Annotated in this window: 19 protein-coding genes and 1 pseudogene; 6 read left to right on the forward strand and 14 right to left on the reverse strand. The window is 71.7% G+C overall.

Features of this window, described 5'->3' with window-relative positions; translation table 11 throughout:
- Positions 1-43: 43 nt before the first annotated feature.
- From NON00_RS10130 to NON00_RS10150, 5 genes are all read right to left on the reverse strand, one after another.
- Complete coding sequence (locus NON00_RS10130) at positions 44-352, reverse strand: hypothetical protein (RefSeq protein WP_256020284.1); 309 nt, start codon at positions 350-352, stop codon at positions 44-46.
- Positions 353-379: 27 nt separating this feature from the next.
- Complete coding sequence (locus NON00_RS10135) at positions 380-628, reverse strand: ABC transporter permease subunit (RefSeq protein ID WP_256020286.1); 249 nt, start codon at positions 626-628, stop codon at positions 380-382.
- Between the two features lie 354 nt (positions 629-982).
- Entirely contained in the window at positions 983-2,167 is a 1,185-nt protein-coding gene (locus tag NON00_RS10140) for a thiolase family protein (RefSeq protein ID WP_256020288.1), read from the reverse strand.
- Positions 2,168-2,206: 39 nt separating this feature from the next.
- Positions 2,207-3,613, reverse strand: coding sequence for an MATE family efflux transporter (locus tag NON00_RS10145; protein ID WP_256020291.1), 1,407 nt, complete (start codon positions 3,611-3,613; stop codon positions 2,207-2,209).
- The gene (locus NON00_RS10150) at positions 3,610-4,407 is read right to left on the reverse strand and encodes an SDR family oxidoreductase (protein ID WP_256020293.1); all 798 of its coding nucleotides are present in this window, start codon (positions 4,405-4,407) and stop codon (positions 3,610-3,612) included. Before NON00_RS10150 ends, NON00_RS10145 begins: the two co-directional genes overlap by 4 nt.
- 101 nt (positions 4,408-4,508) lie before the next feature.
- On the opposite strand from NON00_RS10150, the gene NON00_RS10155 reads away from it, so the two are divergent.
- Positions 4,509-5,141 (forward strand): TetR/AcrR family transcriptional regulator, encoded by a 633-nt coding sequence (locus tag NON00_RS10155; protein ID WP_256020296.1) that lies wholly within the window; start codon positions 4,509-4,511, stop codon positions 5,139-5,141.
- Positions 5,142-5,353: 212 nt separating this feature from the next.
- Positions 5,354-5,659: pseudogene (locus tag NON00_RS10160) on the forward strand (molybdopterin cofactor-binding domain-containing protein); the annotation flags it as partial.
- 231 nt (positions 5,660-5,890) lie between these two features.
- Here the strand turns inward: NON00_RS10160 and NON00_RS10165 are convergent.
- Both NON00_RS10165 and NON00_RS10170 read right to left on the reverse strand, forming a co-directional pair.
- The gene (locus tag NON00_RS10165) at positions 5,891-7,630 is read right to left on the reverse strand and encodes an FAD-dependent oxidoreductase (RefSeq protein WP_256020298.1); all 1,740 of its coding nucleotides are present in this window, start codon (positions 7,628-7,630) and stop codon (positions 5,891-5,893) included.
- Positions 7,631-7,698: 68 nt separating this feature from the next.
- Complete coding sequence (locus NON00_RS10170; protein ID WP_256020301.1) at positions 7,699-8,448, reverse strand: SDR family NAD(P)-dependent oxidoreductase; 750 nt, start codon at positions 8,446-8,448, stop codon at positions 7,699-7,701.
- 310 nt (positions 8,449-8,758) lie between these two features.
- Here NON00_RS10170 and NON00_RS10175 point away from each other — a divergent pair, with 310 nt between their 5' ends.
- The 4 genes from NON00_RS10175 to NON00_RS10190 all read left to right on the forward strand — a co-directional run bounded on the left by NON00_RS10175 (position 8,759) and on the right by NON00_RS10190 (position 13,502).
- Positions 8,759-9,976 (forward strand): ABC transporter substrate-binding protein, encoded by a 1,218-nt coding sequence (locus tag NON00_RS10175; protein ID WP_256020303.1) that lies wholly within the window; start codon positions 8,759-8,761, stop codon positions 9,974-9,976.
- 66 nt (positions 9,977-10,042) lie between these two features.
- Positions 10,043-10,969, forward strand: a complete 927-nt coding sequence (locus NON00_RS10180) for a branched-chain amino acid ABC transporter permease (RefSeq protein ID WP_256020305.1) — start codon at positions 10,043-10,045, stop codon at positions 10,967-10,969.
- A 5-nt stretch (positions 10,970-10,974) separates the two neighbouring features.
- Positions 10,975-12,783: an ATP-binding cassette domain-containing protein gene (locus NON00_RS10185; RefSeq protein ID WP_256020308.1), complete on the forward strand. Its 1,809-nt coding sequence runs from the start codon at positions 10,975-10,977 to the stop codon at positions 12,781-12,783.
- Positions 12,780-13,502: an ABC transporter ATP-binding protein gene (locus NON00_RS10190; RefSeq protein WP_256020310.1), complete on the forward strand. Its 723-nt coding sequence runs from the start codon at positions 12,780-12,782 to the stop codon at positions 13,500-13,502. The genes NON00_RS10185 and NON00_RS10190 overlap by 4 nt, the downstream gene beginning before the upstream one ends.
- Here the strand turns inward: NON00_RS10190 and NON00_RS10195 are convergent.
- The 7 genes from NON00_RS10195 to fahA form a co-directional block, all read right to left on the reverse strand.
- A complete protein-coding gene (locus NON00_RS10195; RefSeq protein ID WP_256020313.1) occupies positions 13,426-14,298 on the reverse strand; it encodes an IclR family transcriptional regulator in 873 nt (290 codons plus the stop codon). The two genes, NON00_RS10190 and NON00_RS10195, sit on opposite strands and share 77 nt — an antisense overlap.
- A 93-nt stretch (positions 14,299-14,391) precedes the next feature.
- On the reverse strand, positions 14,392-15,378 hold the full coding sequence (locus tag NON00_RS10200; protein WP_256020315.1) for a tripartite tricarboxylate transporter substrate binding protein: 987 nt from the start codon (positions 15,376-15,378) through the stop codon (positions 14,392-14,394).
- Between the two features lie 169 nt (positions 15,379-15,547).
- On the reverse strand, positions 15,548-16,528 hold the full coding sequence (locus NON00_RS10205; protein WP_256020318.1) for an MBL fold metallo-hydrolase: 981 nt from the start codon (positions 16,526-16,528) through the stop codon (positions 15,548-15,550).
- Positions 16,529-16,566: 38 nt separating this feature from the next.
- Positions 16,567-16,794 (reverse strand): DUF2783 domain-containing protein, encoded by a 228-nt coding sequence (locus tag NON00_RS10210; protein WP_256020321.1) that lies wholly within the window; start codon positions 16,792-16,794, stop codon positions 16,567-16,569.
- A 23-nt stretch (positions 16,795-16,817) separates the two neighbouring features.
- Positions 16,818-18,524: an FAD-dependent oxidoreductase gene (locus NON00_RS10215; protein WP_256020324.1), complete on the reverse strand. Its 1,707-nt coding sequence runs from the start codon at positions 18,522-18,524 to the stop codon at positions 16,818-16,820.
- Positions 18,525-18,597: 73 nt separating this feature from the next.
- Positions 18,598-19,281 (reverse strand): maleylacetoacetate isomerase, encoded by a 684-nt coding sequence (maiA, locus tag NON00_RS10220; protein WP_370688701.1) that lies wholly within the window; start codon positions 19,279-19,281, stop codon positions 18,598-18,600.
- Positions 19,242-20,585: a fumarylacetoacetase gene (gene fahA, locus NON00_RS10225; RefSeq protein WP_256020328.1), complete on the reverse strand. Its 1,344-nt coding sequence runs from the start codon at positions 20,583-20,585 to the stop codon at positions 19,242-19,244. The genes maiA and fahA overlap by 40 nt, the downstream gene beginning before the upstream one ends.
- Between the last annotated feature and the right edge of the window lie 4 nt (positions 20,586-20,589).

Here is a 20,589-nt window from a genome sequence, read left to right on the forward strand (position 1 = left end):
CGACAACCCGCCTTCAACCGCAGCGACGACACGGTCGCGAAGATCACGCGATAAGGCTCGACCCATCCCTGCCGGCCTCCTTCGCCCGCACGGATCGTGAATCAGAAAACCGCGCCCATGTGAATCCCCATCGATTCAACCCGCTCGAAAATCGCTCCAGCTTCACGCTGCCGCGGCTGACTCGGCCATTCGGTTGCGGCACAAGAACCAGCACAGCCATCGACTTGCCGCAGCCGCTTTCGCCGACGACGCAGAACGCCTCACCCGCCGCCACGCGGAAGCCCGCGCGGTCCAACACCCGCACCGCGCCAAACTCGACGCTGAGATCCTGCTCCTCCAGCTGCGCGCTCATCGCTCGCGCCGCCTTGGACTCAGCCCGTCATTCAGGCCGTCGCCGATCAGTCTCCAGCATGTCAGCGCGGTTGAGGCCGAGGAAGCTGAGCCCGCCCTCGAACAGGATGGCCGCGCCGATGGTTAGCGTGCCCGAGATCCTCAGCGGCGGCAGCGCATTGGGCAGGATCAGCCGCCACAGGATCCGCCCGTCCCGCACGCCGGCGGCACGGGCGGCGCGCACAAAATCCAGCTCGCGCAGGTGCGGCACCTCGGCCCGCGCCGGCCAGAGCGCCAAGGCCCATGGTGCCCCCCTTGCCCTGGCCGACGAAGGAGCCGCAGCGCTGGAGGCGGTGGGCTGACTGCTCCGCCTCCTCCTCTTTGGCAGCCCCCGGGGTGTGGATGCACCGGCATGGATCCCCTGGGGTGCGGCCGGTGAAGATCAAAGGGCCTTCTCTCCCAGGCTCAGAAGCCGCCGGGCAGGAATGCGGCAGGGGCGGCGGCTGGCGGGAAGGGGTTGAAGCCGGGGGGTGTCATGGCGCGAGGCTTCCAGGAGGCGAGGGGGCGGCCTGGGCCGCCCCGCTCCCCCCCCCTGAAAATCTGTTCTCATGGCGCATGGATACGGTTTCTGATGGCTGGCGCGGGATACCGCTCAGAGGCGTTCCAGCGCCAGGGCGATGCCCTGGCCACCGCCGATGCACAGCGTCACCATGCCGCGCCGGACCCCGTCGCGGGCCATGCCATGCAGCAGCCGCGTGGCCAGGATGGCGCCGGTGGCGCCGATCGGGTGGCCATGGGCGATGGCACCGCCCTCGACATTGATGATCTCCTCCGGCAGCCCGAGTTGCCGCGCGACCGCCAGGGGGACGGCGGCGAAGGCCTCGTTGATCTCGATGCGCTCAAGCATGCCCATCGTCCAGCCGGCACGCTCCAGGGCCTGCCGCACGGCCGGCACGGGGCCAAGGCCGAACAGCCCGGGCTCGACCGCCGCGACGCCGAAGCCGGCCAGCCGCGCCATGGGGGTGAGCCCCGCGCGCTCCGCCGCCTCGCGCCCGGCCACGATCATCGCCGCCGCGCCGCTGTTGAGGCCGGGGGAATTGCCGGCGGTGATGGTGCCCTCTGTCTGGAAGGCCGGGCGCAGCCGGGCCAGAGCGGCTTCCGTCGTCTCGGGGCGTGGGGCCTCGTCCTGGCGGAACACCTCCTGCCCCTTGCGCCCGGGCACGGGCACCGCGACGATCTCGGCGGCGAAATGGCCCGCCGCCTGCGCCGCGCCGAAGCGCTGCTGGGAACGCGCCGCCCAGCGGTCCTGCTCCTCCCGGCTCAGCCCGGCCTGCCGCACCAGCTCTTCCGTGTGCCAGCCGGAATGCTGGCCGGAAAAGGCATCCTGAAGCCCGTCGCGCAGCATGCTGTCATGGATCTCCGCCGGGCCCATGCGGTAGCCCCAGCGGCCGCCATCGAGCAGGTAGGGGGCGCGGTCCATGTTCTCCATGCCGCCGGCGATGGCGAGGTCATATTGCCCGGCGCCGATCTCCTGCGCCGCCGTGAGGATGGCCTGCGCGCCGGAGCCACAGACGCGGTTGACCGTCATCGCCGGGACGGTGACCGGAAGCCCGCCGCCGAGCGCGGCCTGCCGGGCCGGGTTCATGCGGTTTCCGGCCTGGATGACATTGCCCATCACCACGCCGCCGACGCGCTCGGCCGGCAGGCCACTGCGCGCCAGCACCTCGCGCACCACCAGGGCGCCGAGCTCGGTGGCGGGGATGCCCTTCAGCGTGCCGTTATAGCCGCCGATGGGGGTGCGAACGGGGTGGCAGAGCAGGATCTCGGGCTTGTGCATCGGTTGCTCCGGAAGCGTGGGGGGGAGAAGGGCGGCGGCTCAGCCTGGGCGCCGGAACCAGGCGCCGCCGCGCACGGCGAGGAAGAGGAGGCCGCCATAGAGCACCAGGGCCAGTGCGACCGCGGCGAAGAGCGCATCGAGCGAGCCGGTGAGGCGCAGCGCCAGCCATCCGCCCGGCACGGCCACCGCCAGCCGGAGGAAGCCGGCGGCCAGCGGCCAGCCCAGCCGACCCGCCCCCTGGGAGGCGAAGTAGAGCGCCAGCCCCAGGCCGAAGAAGCCATAGGCCGGCCCCGCCCAGCGCAGATACTGGCGCCCGGTGGCGATCATGCCGGGCTCGGTGCTGAACAGCCCGAGCCAGGCGTCCGGCCAGAAGGCGGCGGCCAGCCCCACCGCCTCGGTGAGGACGAAGGCGATGGCACCGCCGGTGAGGGCGATGCGCAGGGCCCGCTCCCGCTGGCCGGCGCCGATATTGGTGCCGACCAGCGCCACCAGCGGCGCGCCCAGGCCGAAGGCCAGCGGCACCAGCAGGTATTCGAGCCGCGCCCCGGTGCCGTAGCCGGCCACCGCCCCGGTGCCAGCGGCGCCCGCCACCAGGGCGGTGACGGCGGCGATGGTCACGTTCGTCAGCAGCGAGGTGAGCGCGGCCACCGCGCCGATGCGCAGGATCTCCCAGGCCAGCGCGCCGCGCAGCGGCAGCCGGCGGAAGCGGGCGGGGTTACGGCCTGAGAGGACATACCAGCCGAGCGCCACGCAGCCGCCGAGGTAGAACAGCAGAAGAGCCGCCCCCCCTCCGGCCACGCCGAGCCCCGGCACCGGACCCAGCCCGAAGATCAGCAGCGGCGAGAGCGGTAGCAGCAGCGCCACCCCGGCGCAGATGACGAGCGCCGGCACCAGCATGTTGCCGGTGCCGCGGATGATGCTGGCCAGCCCGTTCATCAGCCAGAGCAGCGCATTGCCGGCGAAGACCACGTCCGAATAGGCCACCGCCGCATCCAGCGCCGCGCCCTCGCCCCCCAGGGCCGCATAGAGCGGCCGCCCGAAGAGCAGCATGATGGCGGAGCAGGCGAGGCCCAGCACAAGGTTGAGCAGCAGGGCGTGCAGCACCAGCGCATCCGCCACCTCCTGCCGCCCGCCTCCCAGCGCCCGCGCGATGGCGGAGGAAATGCCGCCGCCCAGCGCCCCGGCCGAGACCATCTGCATCAGCATCACGGCCGGGAAGACCAGGGCCATGCCAGCCAGGGCATCGGTGCCCAGCCGGGAGACCCACCAGGTTTCGATCAGCCCGGTGGAGGCCTGGGCGAGCATGATCAGGATATTCGGCCCGGCCATGCGCAGCAGCATCGGCAGGATGGGGGCGTGCAGCAGCCGCAGCGTACGCGGGTCCGTCACCCGCGCGCCGCTGGCCGCCGCTGTGCCGGCGGGCAGTGTTCCGCCGGGCGCGCTCACGCCGCGGCCGCCGGCCGGTAGCGGGCGGCGGCGTGGCGGTGCGAGAGGTCGGGCCCGAGCGCCTGCCGTGCCGCATCCGCCGCCTCCCAGGCCGCCATGTCGGGCAGGGAGGGCAGGGTCACCAGCTCACCCATGTCGAGCCCGGCCAGAGCGGCCTCCACCATCTCATCAGCCTCCATCACCATCTCCGGCGGCAGGGTGGCGACATCGATGCCGGCGGCCTCCCACAGCGCGGTGCGGGTGGCGCCGGGCAGCACCGCCTGGACGCGGATGTTGCGCCCCGCCAGTTCGGCGTTCAGCCCCTGGGTGAGGGCCAGCACATAGGCCTTGGTGGCGGCATAGACGGCGTTGAAGCGCTCCGGCGCCAGCCCGAGGACGGAGGCGATATTGACGAGCGTGCCACCGCCGCGCGCCACGAAGCCGGCCGCCGCCGCCTGCGCCAGCCGCGTCGCGGCGATGACGTTGAGCTGGACCATCGCCTCCAGCCGGTCAGGGTCGGAGGCGAGGACCGGCGCGGCGATGGCGGAGCCGGCATTGTTCACCAGCATGCCGATGGCCGGATCCTCCCGCAGCCGCGCGGCAATGCGGCGCAGCGCCTCCGGATCGGCGAGGTCGGCCGGCAGGGTCTCCACCTGCCGGCCGGTTTCCTGGCGCAGCCGGAGGGCGAGGGCCTCCAGCTTCGCGGCATTGCGTGCCACCAGGATCAGGTCGTGGCCGCGGTGGGCCAGGCGGTCCGCATAGAGCGCGCCGATGCCGGAGGAGGCGCCTGTGATGAGGGCGGTGGTCTGGGTCATGAGGGGCTCTGGGATTTAATAATGACGATCTCAATTTATAATCAGGTTGTGCCGGCCGCCATGTCTGTCAAGGCAGTTCCGGCGGGGCGAGGAGGCTGGCGATGGCAAGGGTGACGAAGGCACAGGCAGCGGCGAACCGGGAACGGATCCTGGAGGCGGCCGCGCGGCTGTTCCGCGAAGGCGGCACGGTCGCGGTGGGGGTCGATGCGCTGACCCAGGCGGCGGGGCTGACCCATGGCAGCCTCTACAGCCAGTTTGGGTCGAAGGAGCGGCTGCTGGCCGAGGCGCTGCGGCATGCCCTGTCACGGGGCCTGCTTTCCGCCCCGGTGGAGCCGGAGGCCAGCCCCGCCGCCGTGCTGGAGGCTGCCATCCACAGCTATCTCTCGCCACGGCACCGCGACGCGCCGGGCCAGGGCTGTGCCCTGGCCGCCCTGGGCTGCGAGGTGCCACGGCATGGGCCGGAGGTGCGGCGCAGCTTCACCGAGGGGGTCCGGCAGGCGGTCGGCCGTCTCGCCGCGCTGCTGCCCGGTGGCCGCCGGCCGGCCGAGGCGGATGCGATGGCCATCCTCGCCACGCTGGTCGGCGCGCTGGTGCTGGCCCGTGCCGTCGATGACGCGGCCCTCTCCGATGGCATTCTGGAGGCCGCCGCCGGCCGCTTGCGCGAACCCCGCGCGCCCCTGGACGCCGGCCAGGGCACGGCCGGGGAAGCGGCCCAGGTCACGCTCCAGGGCTGAGGCCTGCCGCTGGCGCCAGGTGCTGGGCGGGCACCCCATAGCGCGGCGGAACAGGCGGGAGAGATTCGCCTGCTCGGCTTTGCGGCCAGGGCCCTTGTGCTCGGTGTGACCGCGCCCGGGCGGTGGCGGTGCCTGCTGGGGCCACGGCGCGGGATATGCTGCTGCGTGCCGCCGCCGCGCGGGTCATCAAGGCGGAATAGGACGCGCCCTACCTGGCCCATCCCCAGTTCGAACCGCCTTGCGCCCTGGCGCGCTTCACCGCCAATGGCGGGCTGGAGCTCTGGCTGCCCAACCCGATGCCGGAGATGTTCCAGGCCGTCGCAGCCCAGGTGGCGGGGATCGAGCCCGCGCGGGTGGCGCTGCTGTCGCCCCTGTTGGGTGGCGTCTTCCGCCGGTATTTCCTCCATGCCTTCGCCAATCCCTTTCACCGGGCGATCCGCCTGGCCAAGGCGGTGGGCCACCCTGTGAAGGTGATCTGGAGCCGCGAGGAGGAGTTCGCCCGCGACGCCGTGCGGCCCATGGGCTTTATGCGCTTCCGGTCCTCGTGCCCCGCCAGATGCCGGCCGTGCATGTCCGCATCCTGGAAAGCGGCGCGCCGATGGGGGCGTCGGCGAGCCCGGGTGCCGCCCCGGCCATGGCCAATGCCGCCGCGCCCTGAAGGCAGGGGCGGACCTGCTCCGGGACGCGCGGCCCGGCTGGGCCGGGTGAGGGCGGTGCAAGCCCGGGGGCAATATCCTTTGTGCGCAGCGTCAGGGTTCGGCGGGGGCCAGCCTCCTTTCGGACGGTCCCTGCCAGCCGGGCGCCATGGCCATGTGGCGTGCCGCGATCCAGCCGAAGGCCAGGGCCGGCCCCAGCGTGATGCCCCCGCCCGGGTAATTGCCGCCCATGATGCTGGCCATGTCGTTGCCCGCCGCATAGAGGCCGGGCACCGGCTGGCCCGCCGCGTCCAGCACCTGGGCATGGCCGTTGCTCCGCAGCCCGGCGAAGGTGCCGAGATCCCCCACCACGACTTCGACGGCGTAGAAAGGCCCCTCGGCGATCGGCGCGAGGCAGGGATTGGGCTGGAACTCCGGGTCGCCATTGAAGCGGTTATAGGCTGTCGCGCCCTTGCCGAAGGCATGGTCCTCGCCCGTCGCGACATCGGCATTCCAGCGGGCCAGGGTTTCCGCCAGCCCCGCCGGGTCGATGCCGGCATGGCGCGCCAGTTCTTCCACGCTCCGCCCCGTCTTGAGATAGCCGGAGCGAAGATGTGGCCCGACCGGCACCGGGAAGGGTTTCACGAAACCCAGGCCGAAGCGGCGCAGGAAGGGCCTGTCCACCACCAGGAAGGCGCGGGCGGGCTGGCCCGGGGGCGTGGCGGCGAACAGCGCCTGGATGAAATCGTGATAGGAATTGGCTTCGTTCACGAAGCGCCGGCCATCCGGCAGCACGGCGATCAGCCCCGGCTTCGCGCGGTCGATGAAATGCGGGAAGACGCCGAAGCCGCCCTCCTTGCGGGGCACGCGGGAGACCGGCACCCAGGCGGCGGCATTGGGGTAGCCCTGCTCCACCACGCCGCCCACGCCCTCGCCCAGGCGCAGCCCATCCCCGGTATTGCCGGAGGGCGCCGGCGAAGAATGGCCGGTATTGTCGCGGTCATGCGGGAAGAGGGCGCGGCGGCGTTCCTTGTCCTGCGGGAAGCCGCCAGCGGCCAGCACCACGCCGCGATGGGCCCGGACGCGCAATTCCCGCCCATCACGCCGCAGGATGGCGCCGCGCACGGCACCGCCCTCGCGTTCCAGACGCAGGGCGGGAGCCTCGGTCCAGATCTGCACGCCACGGTCGAGCGCACTGCGGAAGAGCCGCGCGGCCAGGGCATTGCCATTGGTCAGCAGCATGCCCCGCCCGTTGAGCGCGAGATCCCGCAGATGCGCCGCCAGCCGCCCCGCGACATAGGCGGCCGAGGCGAGCGAGCGGGTGGCATTGAAGAAATGCTTCAGCTCCGGCCCTGAGCCGACCATCAGCCCGACGAAGGTCAGTTCCGGCAGGGGGGGGCGGAGGCGGCGCAATTCCCGGCCCAGTTCCTGCGCCCGGTAAGGCTGCGCCTTGATCGACCGCCCGCCGGAACGCCCCCCCGGCGCCGTCGGGTGGTAATCGGAAAAGGCCGAGGCGGGCTCGAATTGCAGCGCCGTCTCGCGCTCGAAGAAATCCACCGCCTGCGGCCCGGCCTCCAGGAAGGCATCCACGGCCTCGGCATTGAAGTGGTTGCCGGCCTCATGCCGCAGATAGGCGCGGGCTGCCTCCGCCGTATCCTCGATGCCGTCGCGGCGCGAGACAGGGTTGTCCGGCACCCACAGGAAGCCACCGGACAGCGCGGTGGTGCCGCCGACATAGGGTTCCTTCTCGGCGACGATGACCGAGAGGCCGCGCGCCGCCGCGGCCACCGCCGCCGACAGCCCGCCCGCGCCCGAGCCGACGACCAGGACATCGCATTCCACCGTGTCGCTCACTGCCTTTTCCTTCCCATGCTGGTGTCTTGGGCCTGGTGTCTTGGGCCGCCATCCGCCCGGGGCGGCGCTCACACGGCCAGGTAGCCGCCATCGACCACCAGCGTGCTGCCGGTGACGTAGCTGGACATGTCGGAGGCCAGGAAGACGACCGGGCCGACCAGTTCCTCCGGCTCGCCGTAGCGGCCCATCGGGATGCGGGCCAGGAAACGTTCGGAGCGTTCCGGGTTCAGCCGCGTCGCCTCGGTCATGCGCGTGGCGAAGGTGCCGGGGGCGATGGCGTTCACCCGCACGCCTTCCGGCGCCAGCTCCTGCGCCAGGGCGCCGGTCAGCGCCCGCACCCCGGCCTTGGAGACGGGATAGCTGACCGAGGTGTTGGTGGCGACGAAGGCGGCGATGGACGCGATGTTGATGACGCGCCCCCGGCTGCGGCGCAGCGCCTGCAGGAAGGCGCGGGTGACGTTCAGCGTGCCGCGCAGATTCACCTCCATCGCCGCGTCCCAGGCCCGGTCCAGCGCATCGTCATCAATGCCGTGGCGCGGGCAGAGGCCGGCATTGTTCACCAGCACCGACACTTCGCCCCATTCCGCCGCCGCGCGCGCCGCCAGGGCGCGGCAGGCCGCGGCATCGGTGACATCCAGCGCGGCGGAAAAGGCCGTATGGCCCTCTGCCGCAATGCGCGCGGCGGTGGCGGCGGCCAGGGTGGCGTCGATATCGGTGGCGATGAGGCGCGCGCCATGCCGGGCCAGCCCCAGCGCCATGGCGGCGCCATTGCCTTGCCCCGCGCCGGTGACGAGGGCGAGTTGTCCTGACAGCAGCATGCGCGACCTTTCCTTCCCAGGCCGCCGGGCCTGCATGGGCCCCGCTGGCCGCCCCTTCCGTCGAGGGGAGGGGCCTGGGGCAGAGGGGAGCATGGAGCGAATTTATTCGCAATAGACAAAAATATTGGCGTGGACCGTTTTGCTCGTTGCGTAGGATTTTGCCGCCGCATAGCCTCCTGTCAGATCCGGGCATGCAAGACCCGGCGGGCACAGGGGAGGAAAGCGCGCCGGCCCGCGCCGCCTTGGCTTGCCTCCTGTCCTGGCCAGAAAACCGCCGCGCGAAGGGCGCGTGGCGAGACAGGAGGAAGCAATGCAGTACCGACCCACCCGCCGTGACCTGGGGCGTGGCGCCCTGGCCGCGCTGCTCGCCGCGCCCGCGCTTCCTGGCCGCGCCCGCGCGCAGGCGCAGCCCGTGCGGCTCGGCTTCAATGGCGACCTCGCCGCCTCGCCCTCGGCGCAGTCCGGCCGCGCCGCCGTCACCGGCATCGAGGCGGCGATCGAGGATGTGAACCGTGAAGGCGGAGTGCTGGGCCGGCCACTGGCCCTTGTCATCCGCGACGACCTGTCGCAGCCGCCCAAGTCGATCCAGAACATGAGCGACCTGATCGACAACGAGAAGGTCGTGGCCGTGCTGGGGCCGACGAATTCCGGCAATGCCCTGGCCTGGCGGCATATCCCCAACCAGAAGCGCATTCCCGTGATGGGCTGCATCGGCTCGGCCACCGACATCACGAAGCCGATGCGCGAGGGGGCGGAGAACTACATGTTCCGCGTTGGCAGCGTGGACCGCACCCAGGTCGTCACGATCATGGGCTATGCGAAGAAAAATCCGCGCACCGGGCGGATCGGTTTCCTCACCGAGACCACCGGCTATGGGCAGGGCGGGCTGAAGGACCTGCAGGAGGTGGCGGCGGCCCAGGGGCTCTCACCCGTGGCGAGCGAGAAGTTCAACGTCAACGACACGGACATGACCTCGCAGCTCGCCAAGCTGCGCGCGGCGGGGGTGGAGACGGCGCTGGTCTGGGCGCAGGGCACGCCGATCGGCCAGATCATGCGCAGCATGGAGAAGATCGACTATTTCCCCACCGTGCTGACGAGCTGGGCGGCCGACAATCTCAGCTTCATCAATGCCGCCGGCCCGGCGCTGGCGGAAAAGCCGATCTTCCTGCGCACCGTCTCGGAGGAGCGCACGCCCTTCCAGCAAGCCTTCTTCGACCGCATCCGCCCGCGGCTCGACGCGGATTCCGCCTTTTCCTTCGCCGTGCATGGCTATGACGGCACCATGCTGCTGGCGCGCGCCATCCAGCAGGCCGGGCGCACCGATGGCCCGGCCGTGCGGGAAGCGCTGGAAGACCTGCAGGGCACGCTGCGCGGCTACGCCAAGACCTATGACAAGCCCTTCAGCAAGACCGAGCGCGAGGCGCTGACCGCCGCCGACCAGCGCTGGACCTGCTGGCGCGGCGGCAAGCTGGCCGCCTACAGCGATGCCATCGTCGGCAGCCTGCGCCCCGAGGACTTCAAGGGCTGATCCCGCCCGGCCCCGTGCGCGGCGCGGGGCCGGAGGCTTCCACCACGCCCCGGAGAATCATCGCCCGTGCTGGCAACCCTGCTGCAAGCCCTGGTGAGCGGGCTGGCGATTGGCGGCGTCTACGCGCTGCTCGCGCTCAGCTTCAGCATCACCTTCACCACCACCCGCACGCTGAACTTCGCCCAGGGCGAGTTCATCGGCGTGGGCGCGTTTCTGGGCGTCACCCTGCTCTACCTCCTGGCCCCGGGCGAGGGCGGCAGCTTCTCGGCGCTGGCGCCCGTGGCGGCGGAGGGGGGGCGCTATCCCGTGGCCGCCGCCGCCGCCGGCGCGGCGCTGGGCGCGCTCGGGCTGCTGCTGTTCCTCGCCGCCATCCGGCCTTTCGCCGGCAAGCCCGGCATGTCCTGGGTGATGAGCACGATCGGCTTCGGCATCATCCTGCAATCGCTCGGCCTGGCGGTCTGGGGCCCGGCGCCGGTGAACATGCCATCGCCCTTCGGCGATGGCGTGATCCGCCTGGGCGGCGCCGGGGTGCGGCCGCAGGAAGTGGCGGTGCTGGTGGTGGCGGTGCTGCTGATGCTGGCGCTGGACATCACCCTGCGCCGCACCCGGCTGGGCAAGGCGATGCGCGCCGTGGCGCATGATCCGGCCGTGGCGGCGCTGATGGGCATTCCCGTCACCGCCATCATGCTCGGGGCCTTCGCGCTTTCCTCCGCCCTGGCGGGGCTGGGGGGCGTGCTGGTGGCGCCCATTGCCTCCGCCTCGCTGTTCATGGGCATGGGCATCGCGCTGAAGGCCTTCTCCGGCGCCATCCTGGGCGGGCTGGACAATCCGCGCGGCTGCATCTTCGGCGGCTTCGCCCTCGGCCTGCTGGAATCCGGCGTGGCGCTCTGGCAGGCGCAATGGCGCGAGATCGCTGTCTTCCTCATCATCATCCTCGTGCTGGCCATCCGTCCCAACGGGATTTTCGGCCGGCGCGCGCTGGACAAGGTGTGAAGCCGATGCGCCACGCTCTGCTGGCCACCGCCGTCGCCGGACTCGCCGCCCTGGCCGCCGCCGTGCTGGAGAATGACTTCTATCTGCGCATCCTCTTCAACATCGGCATCTATTTCCTCTGCGCCGCCGGCATGAATGTGCTGCTGGGCTTCGCCGGGCAGAAATCGCTGGGCCAGGCGGGGCTTTTCGCCGCCGGGGCCTATGGCGCGGCGCTGCTCACCACCTCGGCGCTCGATCTCGGGCCGTGGCTCGCGCTGCTGCTGGCGGTGGGGATCGCGGCGGGCTGTGGCGTGCTGATCGCCGTGCCCTCGCTGCGGGTCCGCGGCCCAAGCCTGGCGATGGTGACCCTGGCCTTTGGCATCGTCACCGAGAAACTGGTGACGGAGGCCGAGATCTTCGGCGGCGCCATGGGCATCTATGCCATCAAGCCGCTGACTTTCGCCGGTGTGCCGCTGGAGATGGTGCAATGGGTCTGGCTGGTGGTCGCGCTTGGCCTCGGGCTGCACCTGCTGCTACGCAATCTTCTGACCGGGCGCTATGGCCGCGCCTTCCTGTCCCTGCAGGCGGATGAGGTCGCCGCCGCCGCCGTCGGCGTCGCGGTGCACCGGACCAAGGTGCTAGCCTTCGTCATCGCCGCAGCCACCTGCGGGCTGGCGGGCGCGCTGGTGGCGCAGCAGAACCAGTATATCAATTCTGATTTCATCACCTTCCACCTCTCCATCTTCATCCTGCTGCTGGTGCTGTTCGGCGGGGCCGGCTCCTTCGCCGGTCCGCTCCTGGGGGCGGTGACGCTGACGGTGGTCAGCGCCCTGGTGGCGCGCTGGGCCTGGATCGAGCATTTCGTCCAGGGCGCGCTGCTGCTCTTCGCGCTCTATGTCATGCCCAAGGGGCTGGCGGGCGTGCTGGGCGGCCTGCTGCGCCGCGCCAGGGGGGCTGAGGCACCCCGCCGCGCCGGGGTGCCGGGGCTGGATGCCGTGCTGCCGCGGCGGCCCGATGCCCCGGCGCCCGGAACGTCGCTGCTGGAGGCCAGCCGGCTGAACAAGGCCTATGGCGGTGTCCGCCCGGCGCGGGAGATCTCGCTGAGCCTGGAGGCCGGGCAGATCCATGCGCTGATCGGCCCCAATGGCGCAGGCAAGAGCACACTGATCAACATGCTCTCCGGCGTGGTGCGCCCGGATAGCGGCCGCATCGCCTTCCGGGGGCAGGCGCTGGAGGGCGTGGCGCCACATGCCGTCTGCGCCCGCGGCATTGCCCGCACCTTCCAGAACCTGCGCCTGTTCCGCGAACTCTCCGTGCGGGACAATGTGCTGCTGGGCCAGCATGCGCGGATGCGCAATGGCTTCTGGTCCTCCCTGCTCGGCCTGCCCCCGGCATGGCGGGCGGAGCGCGCGGCGGCGGCGCGGGTGGAGGAGATCCTGCGCTTCCTCGGCCTTGCCGCCCTGGCCGGGCAGCCGGCCGGGGCCCTGCCCTATGGATTGCAACGCCGGGTGGAACTGGCCCGCGCCCTGGCGACCGAGCCGCATCTCCTGCTGCTGGACGAGCCGGCGGCCGGGCTGAACCCGCAGGAGACGGCCGAACTCGGCCAGCTCCTGTTGCGCATCCGCGCGCAGGGCATCACCCTGCTGCTGGTGGAACACCACATGGATCTCGTCATGGGCATTTCGGACCACGTGACCGTGCTGGATTATGGCGCGGTGATCGCCGAGGGCACGCCGGCCCAGGTGCAGGCCGATCCGCGCGTGATGGCGGCCTATCTCGGCACCGAGGAGGCGGCGGAAGCGCCGCCCGCGCCCCGGCTGGCGGTGGGGGCGTGAGCGCGATGCTGGAGGTCGTTGACGCCTCGGTCGCCTATGGGCCGATCGAGGCCGTGAGCGGCCTGTCCATCCGTGTGGAGCCGGGGCAGGTGGTGGCCATCGTGGGTGCCAATGGCGCGGGCAAGACCACGCTGATGAAGGCCATCGCCGGCATCCTGCCCCTGGCCGCGGGCCGCATCCTGCTGGAGGGGAGGGATATCACCGCCATGCCGGCGCATCGCCGGGTGGCGGCGGGCCTCGCCCTCTCCCCGGAGGGGCGGCAGGTCTTCCCCGACCAGAGCGTGCGGGACAATCTGGAACTCGGCGCCTGGTGCCGCGACCTGCGCCCCGCCGCCCTCGAAGCGGCGATCGAGGAGCAGTATGCCCTCTTCCCCCGCCTGCGCGAGCGCCGGGACCAGATGGCGGTGACGCTCTCCGGCGGCGAGCAGCAGATGCTGGCCATCGCCCGCGCCCTGATGGCCCGCCCGCGCGTGCTGCTGCTGGACGAGCCCTCGCTCGGCCTCGCGCCGCTCGTCATCCGCGAGATCTTCGCCATTATCCGCGGCCTGCGCGCGCGGGGCATCACCGTGCTGCTGGTGGAGCAGATGGCCAACCTCGCCCTCGGCATCGCCGACCATGCCTATGTGCTGGAGACGGGGCGCGTCACCCTGTCGGGGAGCGGCGCGGCGCTGCTGCAGCATCCGCAGGTGCGCGCGGCCTACCTCGGCGCGGGGCACTGACCGGCGCCACGGGGGCCGCGCTGCGGTAGCCCAGCCCGGCGGAAAGCCGCCGGGCCAGGGCGAGCACGGCGGCCGTCTGCGGGCTGTCCGGCCCGCAATCCAGCATCCCCGCATTGCCGATGGCGGTGACGGCCAGCTGCATCTGCTCCATATGGTCGAAGACCGGGGCGCTGACGGCATTGATGCCCGGCACCGGCACGCCTTCCGTGGTGGAATAGCCCAGGCTGCGGATGGCGGCGATGTCGTGCTCCAGCCGCGCGGCCGAGGTGGCGCGGCCGACCTTGCGGTTGGTGCCGCCGATGCCGCGCAGCTCCTCCTCCAGCAGCGGGCGCACCTGGGCCATGGGCAGGAAGGCGGCGAAAAGCTGCCCCGTCGCCGTGCCGGTGATGGTGTAGACCGAGCCGGCGCGCAGATTGACGTGGATGGCCTGGTTGGACTCCTGCACCTGGATGATGGTCGGCCCATGCGTGCCCCAGACCGCCAGCGTGACCATCAGCCCCATCTCGGCGGCGAATTCGGCCGCCGCCTTGCTGGCCATGCGCAGCGGGTCGGAACTGCGCATCCGCGCCAGCCCGACCTCCAGCGCGAAGGGGCCGAGGGCGTAGCGGCCGCTGGCCTCATCCTGCTCCACCAGCCCGAGCTTGCGGAAGCTGAGCAGATAGGCATGGGCCTGGGCCGGCGTCAGCGCCGCCGCCTGCGCCAGGTCGCGCAGCATGGCGGGCTGGCCGATCCGCACCAGCGCTTCCAGCAGCCGGCCGCCCACCTCGACCGACTGCACACCCCGCCCTGACACCATGCCGCCCAGCCTCCATACGCGGCAGGGCCGAGAGGCCCCGCGCCGCGCAATATCGCCGCATCCCCCGGGCGCGTGAAGGGCGGGGCCGCGACCTCAGTCGAGCACGATGCCGCGTTCCCTGATCAGCGGCACCCAGATGGCGCGCTCGGCCTGGATCAGCGTGCGGAACTCGTCCGGCCCGCCCGTGAGCGGCTCCAGCCCGATGCTGCGCATCTTCTCGGCCACGGCGCGGTCCTGCTGCGCGCGGGCCAGTTCCGCCGTCAGCCGCTCGGCGATGGCGGGGGGCGTGCGCGCGGGCACCACCATGCCCTGCCAGGCGGAGGCCTGGAAGCCGCCAAGGCCGAGCGCCTCCTGGATGGTGGGCACATCCGGCAGATCCGGGTGGCGGGCGGCGGAGCAGATGGCCAGCGGCTTCACCCGGCCGGAGCGGAGATATTCGGCGCCGGAGGGCAGGTCGAGGATCATGGCCTCGAAATTCCCCGCCAGCAGGTCGTTCAGCGCCGGCGCGGCGCCGCGATAGGGCACGTGGTTGAAGCGGGCGCCGGTTTCCTTCGACAGCCGCTCCATCGTCAGGTGATGCGGGGAGCCGATGCCGGGCGAGCCATAGTCGATCTGCCCCGCGCGGGCCGTGGCGGCCTCGAACAGCGCGCGGGCGCTGGTGAAGGCCGAGTTCTGTTTGACCGTCAGCACCAGGTGGAAGCGCGCCATCAGCCCGATGGGGCGGAAATCCGTGTCCGCGTTGTAGGGCAGGCTGCGGAACAGGGCGGGGTTGAAGACCAGCGTGCCATTGTCGGCGCTGAAGAGGGTGTAGCCATCGGGCGCGGATTTCGCCGCCGCCTCGGCGCCGAGATTGGTGGCGGCGCCGGGGCGGTTCTCCACCACCACCGGCTGCCCGATGCGGGAGGAGAGGGCCGCGCCCAGGATGCGCGCCAGCGTGTCCGTGCCGCCGCCCGCGGCATAGGCGACGATCCAGCGCAGCGCGCGCTCGGGATATTGCTGCGCCTGGGCGCCGCGCCAGGGCAGGGCGGTGGCGAGCCCCGCCGCGAGCGTGGCGCGGCGCGAAAGGCTGGTGATGGTCATGACGTTTCTCCCGCTGGGGCGGCGGGGCGGCCGGATCTTCGCGCCGGCTTCATCCCGCCATCTCGGTATCCACGCCCTCAGGCCAGGGCGGCACCGGAGGCCGCCCCGCATGTCCGGCGCCGGGGTGGAGGGCGCCGGAAACCTGCCGCCACGCGCGAAGGCCGCGCGCTCAGCGCTCCAGCTCGGCGGATTTCATCGCCGTGCCATGCTCCAGCGCGTGCCACATCTCCACATCGCGCGCGGCGGTCCAGATGCGCGGGGTGTCGATCCCCTGCGCCTCGTCATAGGCGCGGCTGACATTGAAGGGCATGCAATGCTCGAAGATCACCCAATGCCCGTATTTCGGGCGCATCGCCGCCATCGCTGCGTCATAGACCTCCTTCAGCGAGGCGCCCCTGGCCACGCCGGCCCTGGCGATGGCGAAGAGGTCGGTGGTGAAGTCGATCGTGCCCTGGATGGCCCCGTCCACCTCGGCCCTGTTCACCAGGCTGCGGCCGCGCCCGGGCACCAGCTTTTCCGGCCCCAGCGCGCGGATGGCTTCCAGCGTGGCGGGCCAGTCGGCGAAGTGCGCGTCGCCGCAATAGGGCGTCGCGCCGAATTCCACCGTATCGCCGGCGAAGAGAACTTTGTCCTGTGGCAGCCAGACCACCGTATCGCCGGCGGTGTGGGAACGGCCGATATGCAGGATCTGCACCTCCCGCCGGCCCAGCCACAGCGTCATCCTCTTGTGGAAGGTCAGGTGCGGCCAGGTGAGGCCGGGGATGCTCTCCTTGCCACGGAACAGGCGGGGGAAGCGGCCGATCTCGCTGTCCATGTCCTGCTGCCCGCGCTCCACGATCATGCCGCGCGTGACATCGGAGGCGATGATCTCCGCCCCCTCATAGGCCGTGGCGCCGAGCACGCGCACGGCATGGTAGTGGCTCAGCACGACATGCCGGATGGGCTTGTCGGTGACCTTGCGGATGCGGCTGATCACGTCGCGCGCCATCTGCGGCGTCGCCTGGGCATCGAGCACCAGGACGCTGTCATCGCCGATGACGACAGCGGAATTCGGATCGCCTTCCGCGGTGTAGCCATAGAGGCCGGGGCCGAGTTCCTCGAAGGAGATCACCTTCTCGGCGAGGTCGGTGGTGCTGGCGAAACCGGACATTTTCGTCGTTCTTTCCTGGAGAAGAGAGGGGGGCAGCCTCAGGCCACGGCCTGCAGGACGGGGTCCTGCCCGGCCGGGACCACGCCGTGGCGCGCCAGGGCCATGGCCTGGCGCAGCACCGCCGCATCGCCGACATGGTTGGCCAGCAGCAGGATCAGCTTGGCATTGACCAGCCGGCTCTGCTCCGGCGTCAGATCCTGGTGCAAGGCCACCAGCGCCTCATAGAAATCATCGGGGAAGGCGATGTTGGGCTCGGTGTTCAGCATGGCATCTTCCTCACGCATGGCCGTCACGCATACCCGGTGGCGCGGGCGAGCGCCTGGCGCAGACAGGCCGGGTCGAAGCGCCGCCAGCGGGCGCAGACGTGCTGATCCGGCCGCAACAGATAGAAGGTGCCAGGGCGCGCATCATAGCGGCGGGCCAGCAGGCCTTCGGTATCCTCCAGCACCAGCACCCCCTCCACGCGGTGTGCCGGCACGCCGCGCGGCACCACCAGCACCGGGCGCAGCATCTGGCGCAACGCCTGGCCGCCCGCCGGGAGGGCGCGCAGGGCTTCCTCGGCCACCGCCGTGTCGCCATCGCTGAACAGCAGGCCGATAAAGGCACCGCTGCCCAGGGCGGACAGAAACCAGCCATCGCCGGCCACGCCGCGCACCGGCGCATCGGCGGCCGGCGCGCCCGGCACCAGGGGGCCGGAAAAGCCATCCGCCGCCACCTCTGGCGTGTTGAGCGCGGAGTCGGTGTAGGTGCTGGGCCGCGACAGGCGGCCGCTATTCACCAGCCGCCGGGCGAAGACGCAATCGCGCGCCAGTTCCAGCGTGGCATCGCGGAAGGCGCGGCTGGCCTCGCTCTTCGGCGTGATGAAATCGGTGCTGCGGGTCGAGTTGCGGATGTTCTCATCCGCGGCGAAGACGCGCTCCTGGTCATAGCTGTCCAGCAGCGCCTCCGGGGCCAGGCCCTCCAGCACGAGGCGCAGCTTCCAGGCGAGGTTCTCCGCATCCTGCACGCCGCTATTGGCGCCCCGCGCGCCAAAGGGGGAGACGCCATGCGCGCTATCCCCGGCGAACAGCACGCGGCCGTGGCGGAAGCGCTCCATGCGCAGGCAGGAGAAGGTGTAGACGCTGACCCATTCCAGTTCGAAGGTCCGCCCGGGGCCCAGCAGCGCCTGCACGCGGGGAATGACGCGCTCCGGCTGCCGCTCGGCTTCCGGGTCGGCATCCCATCCCAGCTGGAAATCGATGCGCCAGATGCCATCCGGCTGCCGGTGCAGCAGCACGGACTGGTTGGGGTGGAAGGGCGGGTCGAACCAGAACCAGCGCTCGGCGGGAAAATCCGCTTCCATCCGCACATCGGCGATCAGGAAGCGGTCGCGGAAGCTGCGGCCCTTGCTCTCCAGCCCCATCGCCTTGCGGATCGGGCTGCGCGCGCCATCCGCCGCCACCAGCCAGTCACAGCGCAGGCCATAGCTGCCCTCGGGCGTGGCGACCCGCAGCGTGACGCCCTCCGGCCCTGGCTCCAGCGCCTCCACCCGGTTCTTCCAGCGGATTTCGAGGTTGGGCAGGGAGATGGCGCGCTCCAGCAGGAAGCCCTCGGCATAGTATTGCTGGAGGTTGATGAAGGCCGGGCGGGCATGCCCTTCCTCCGGCAGGAGATCGAAGCTGTAGACAGGATCTTCCCGGAAGAAGACTTTGCCGCGGTTCCAGGTGACGCCCTTGTCCACCATGCGCTGCCCGCAGCCCAGGCGGTCCCAGATATCCAGCGTGCGCTGGGCGAAGCAGATGGCGCGCGAGCCACTGGAAAGCCGGTTGTCGTCATCCAGCAGGAGGACCGGAACGCCCTGCTGCGCCAGATCAATCGCCGCTGTCAGCCCGACCGGGCCGGCGCCAACGATCACCACCGGATGGCGCGCCGGGGCGGGCGCGTCCTGCTCGGGCGAGCGGGTGTAGTCCAGCACAAGGCGCTGATAGTCGACAGCCGCTGCGGCGCTGCTGCTCATCCTGTCCTCCCAGGGCCACCTTTGGCGGTGGCTTCATGACATTCTCTCTGGCTCCGGCCTTTGCAGGGGCCGGTTACTCGGCGTCGGGCTGCCGCTCCGGCACCGCCGCGAGGAAGGCCGGCAGGGTGGCGGAGGCGGCCTCGGCGGCCAGCAGCCGCGGCAGGCCAGACAGATCGCAGCCAAAGCGCCGCGCATTGGCGAGCTGCGGCACTAGGCAGAGATCCGCCAGCCCTGGCGCGGTGCCGAAGCAGAAGGGCCCGGACTGCCGGGCCAGCAGGGCCTCGCAGGCTTCCAGCCCCTCCCGGATGATCCAGCGCGCCCAGCCCGTGACATCGGCCTCCGCCACGCCCATGCCGCGCAGCCGTGCCAGCACCTTGAGGTTCTGCACCGGGTGGATGTCGCAGGCGATGGCCTGGGCGAAAGCGCGCACGGCGGCCCGCTCATCCCGCCCGCGCGGCAGCAGGGGCGGGTCGGGCCAGCCTTCCTCCAGCCATTCGCAGATGGCCAGGGATTGCGTCAGCACCGCGCCCTGCTCCGTCTCCAGCGCCGGGACCAGCGCCTGAGGGTTCAGCGCGCGATACGCCGGCGCGTGCTGCCCGCCATGGCGCAGGTGGTGGAACACCGGCTCCGCCTGAAGCCCCTTCAGGTTCAGCGCGATGCGCACCCTCCAGGCGGCGGAGGAGCGGAAATAGCCATGCAGGCGCATGCCCTCCGCCCTCACGGTGCCGGGGCGGCGGGCAGGATGCGGGCGCGGCATTCCCCGAAGCCGACCGGGGCCGCGCCCTCGCGCGCCGCGCGGGCGCGCAGGATGATCTCGTCGCCATCCTCCAGGAAGCGGCGCGTCTCGCCGGAGGGCAGCGCCACCGGCTCGCGTCCGCCGCGCGTGCTCTCCAGCAGGCTGCCGAAGCCACCGGCCTCAGGGGCGGAGAGGGTGCCGGAGCCGAGCAGATCGCCCGGGTTCAGGTCACAGCCGCCGCTGGTGTGGTGCGCCACCATCTGCGCCACGGTCCAGTACATGTGGCGGGTGTTGGACAGCGCCAGGCGGTGCGGCGCCAGGCCACCTTCCCGCATCGCCGGGGTCGAGATCAGCACCTCCAGATCCAGGTCGAAGGCGCCGGCGCGCTGGTCCGCCGCATCCAGCAGATAGGGCAGTGGGGCGGGGTCGCCCTCCGGGCGGGCGGGCTGCGGCACGCGGAAGGGGGCCAGCGCCTCCGGCGTCACCACCCAGGCGGAGAGGGTGGAGGCGAAGTTCTTCGCCAGGAAGGGCCCCAGCGGCTGGTACTCCCAGGCCTGGATGTCCCGCGCTGACCAGTCGTTCAGCAGGCCATAGCCTGCCACATGCTCCGCCGCGCGGGCGATGGGCACGGGCTCGCCCAGCCTGTTGCCGGTGCCGATCCAGACGCCGAGTTCCAGCTCGTAGTCCAGCCGCTCGCAGGGGGCGAAGCGCGGCGCGGCGTCATCCGGCCCCTTGATCTGGCCACGCGGCCGGCGCACCGGCGTGCCGCTGACGCGGAGGGAGGAGGCGCGGCCGTGATAGCCGATGGGCACGTATTTGTAGTTGGGCAGCAGCGGATTGTCGGGGCGGAAGACGCGGCCGACATGGGTGGCGTGATGGATGCCCACGTAGAAATCGGTGTAGTCGCCGATGCGCGCGGGCAGGTGCATCGCGCAGTCCGCCGCCGCGTGCAGGCAGGGCTCGGCGCGCTTCCGGTCCGGGCTGCCCTCGGCCAGGATGGCGGAGAGGCGGGCGCGCAATGCGCGGCGCGGCGCGGCGCCGAGGGCGAGGAAGGCGTTCAGCGTCTCGCCCGCGGCCGCGCGCGCCGCCATCTCGGCCGAGCCGCTGAACAGCCCCGCCCGCAGCGCGGCGGAGAGATCCAGGATGCTGTCGCCAATCGCCACGCCGCCGCGCGGCGTGCTCTCCCCCGGCGGGGTGAAGATGCCGAAGGGCAGGTTCTGGATGGGAAAATCCGCATGCCCCTCCGCCCCCGCGACCCAGCAGCGCAGGGCCGGGTCATGGGTGGCGTCGAGATCGGGGGCGGCGGGCGCCAGGGTGATGCTCAAGGCC

The organism is Roseomonas sp. GC11 (assembly GCF_024437745.1).
Classification (GTDB): domain Bacteria; phylum Pseudomonadota; class Alphaproteobacteria; order Acetobacterales; family Acetobacteraceae; genus Pseudoroseomonas.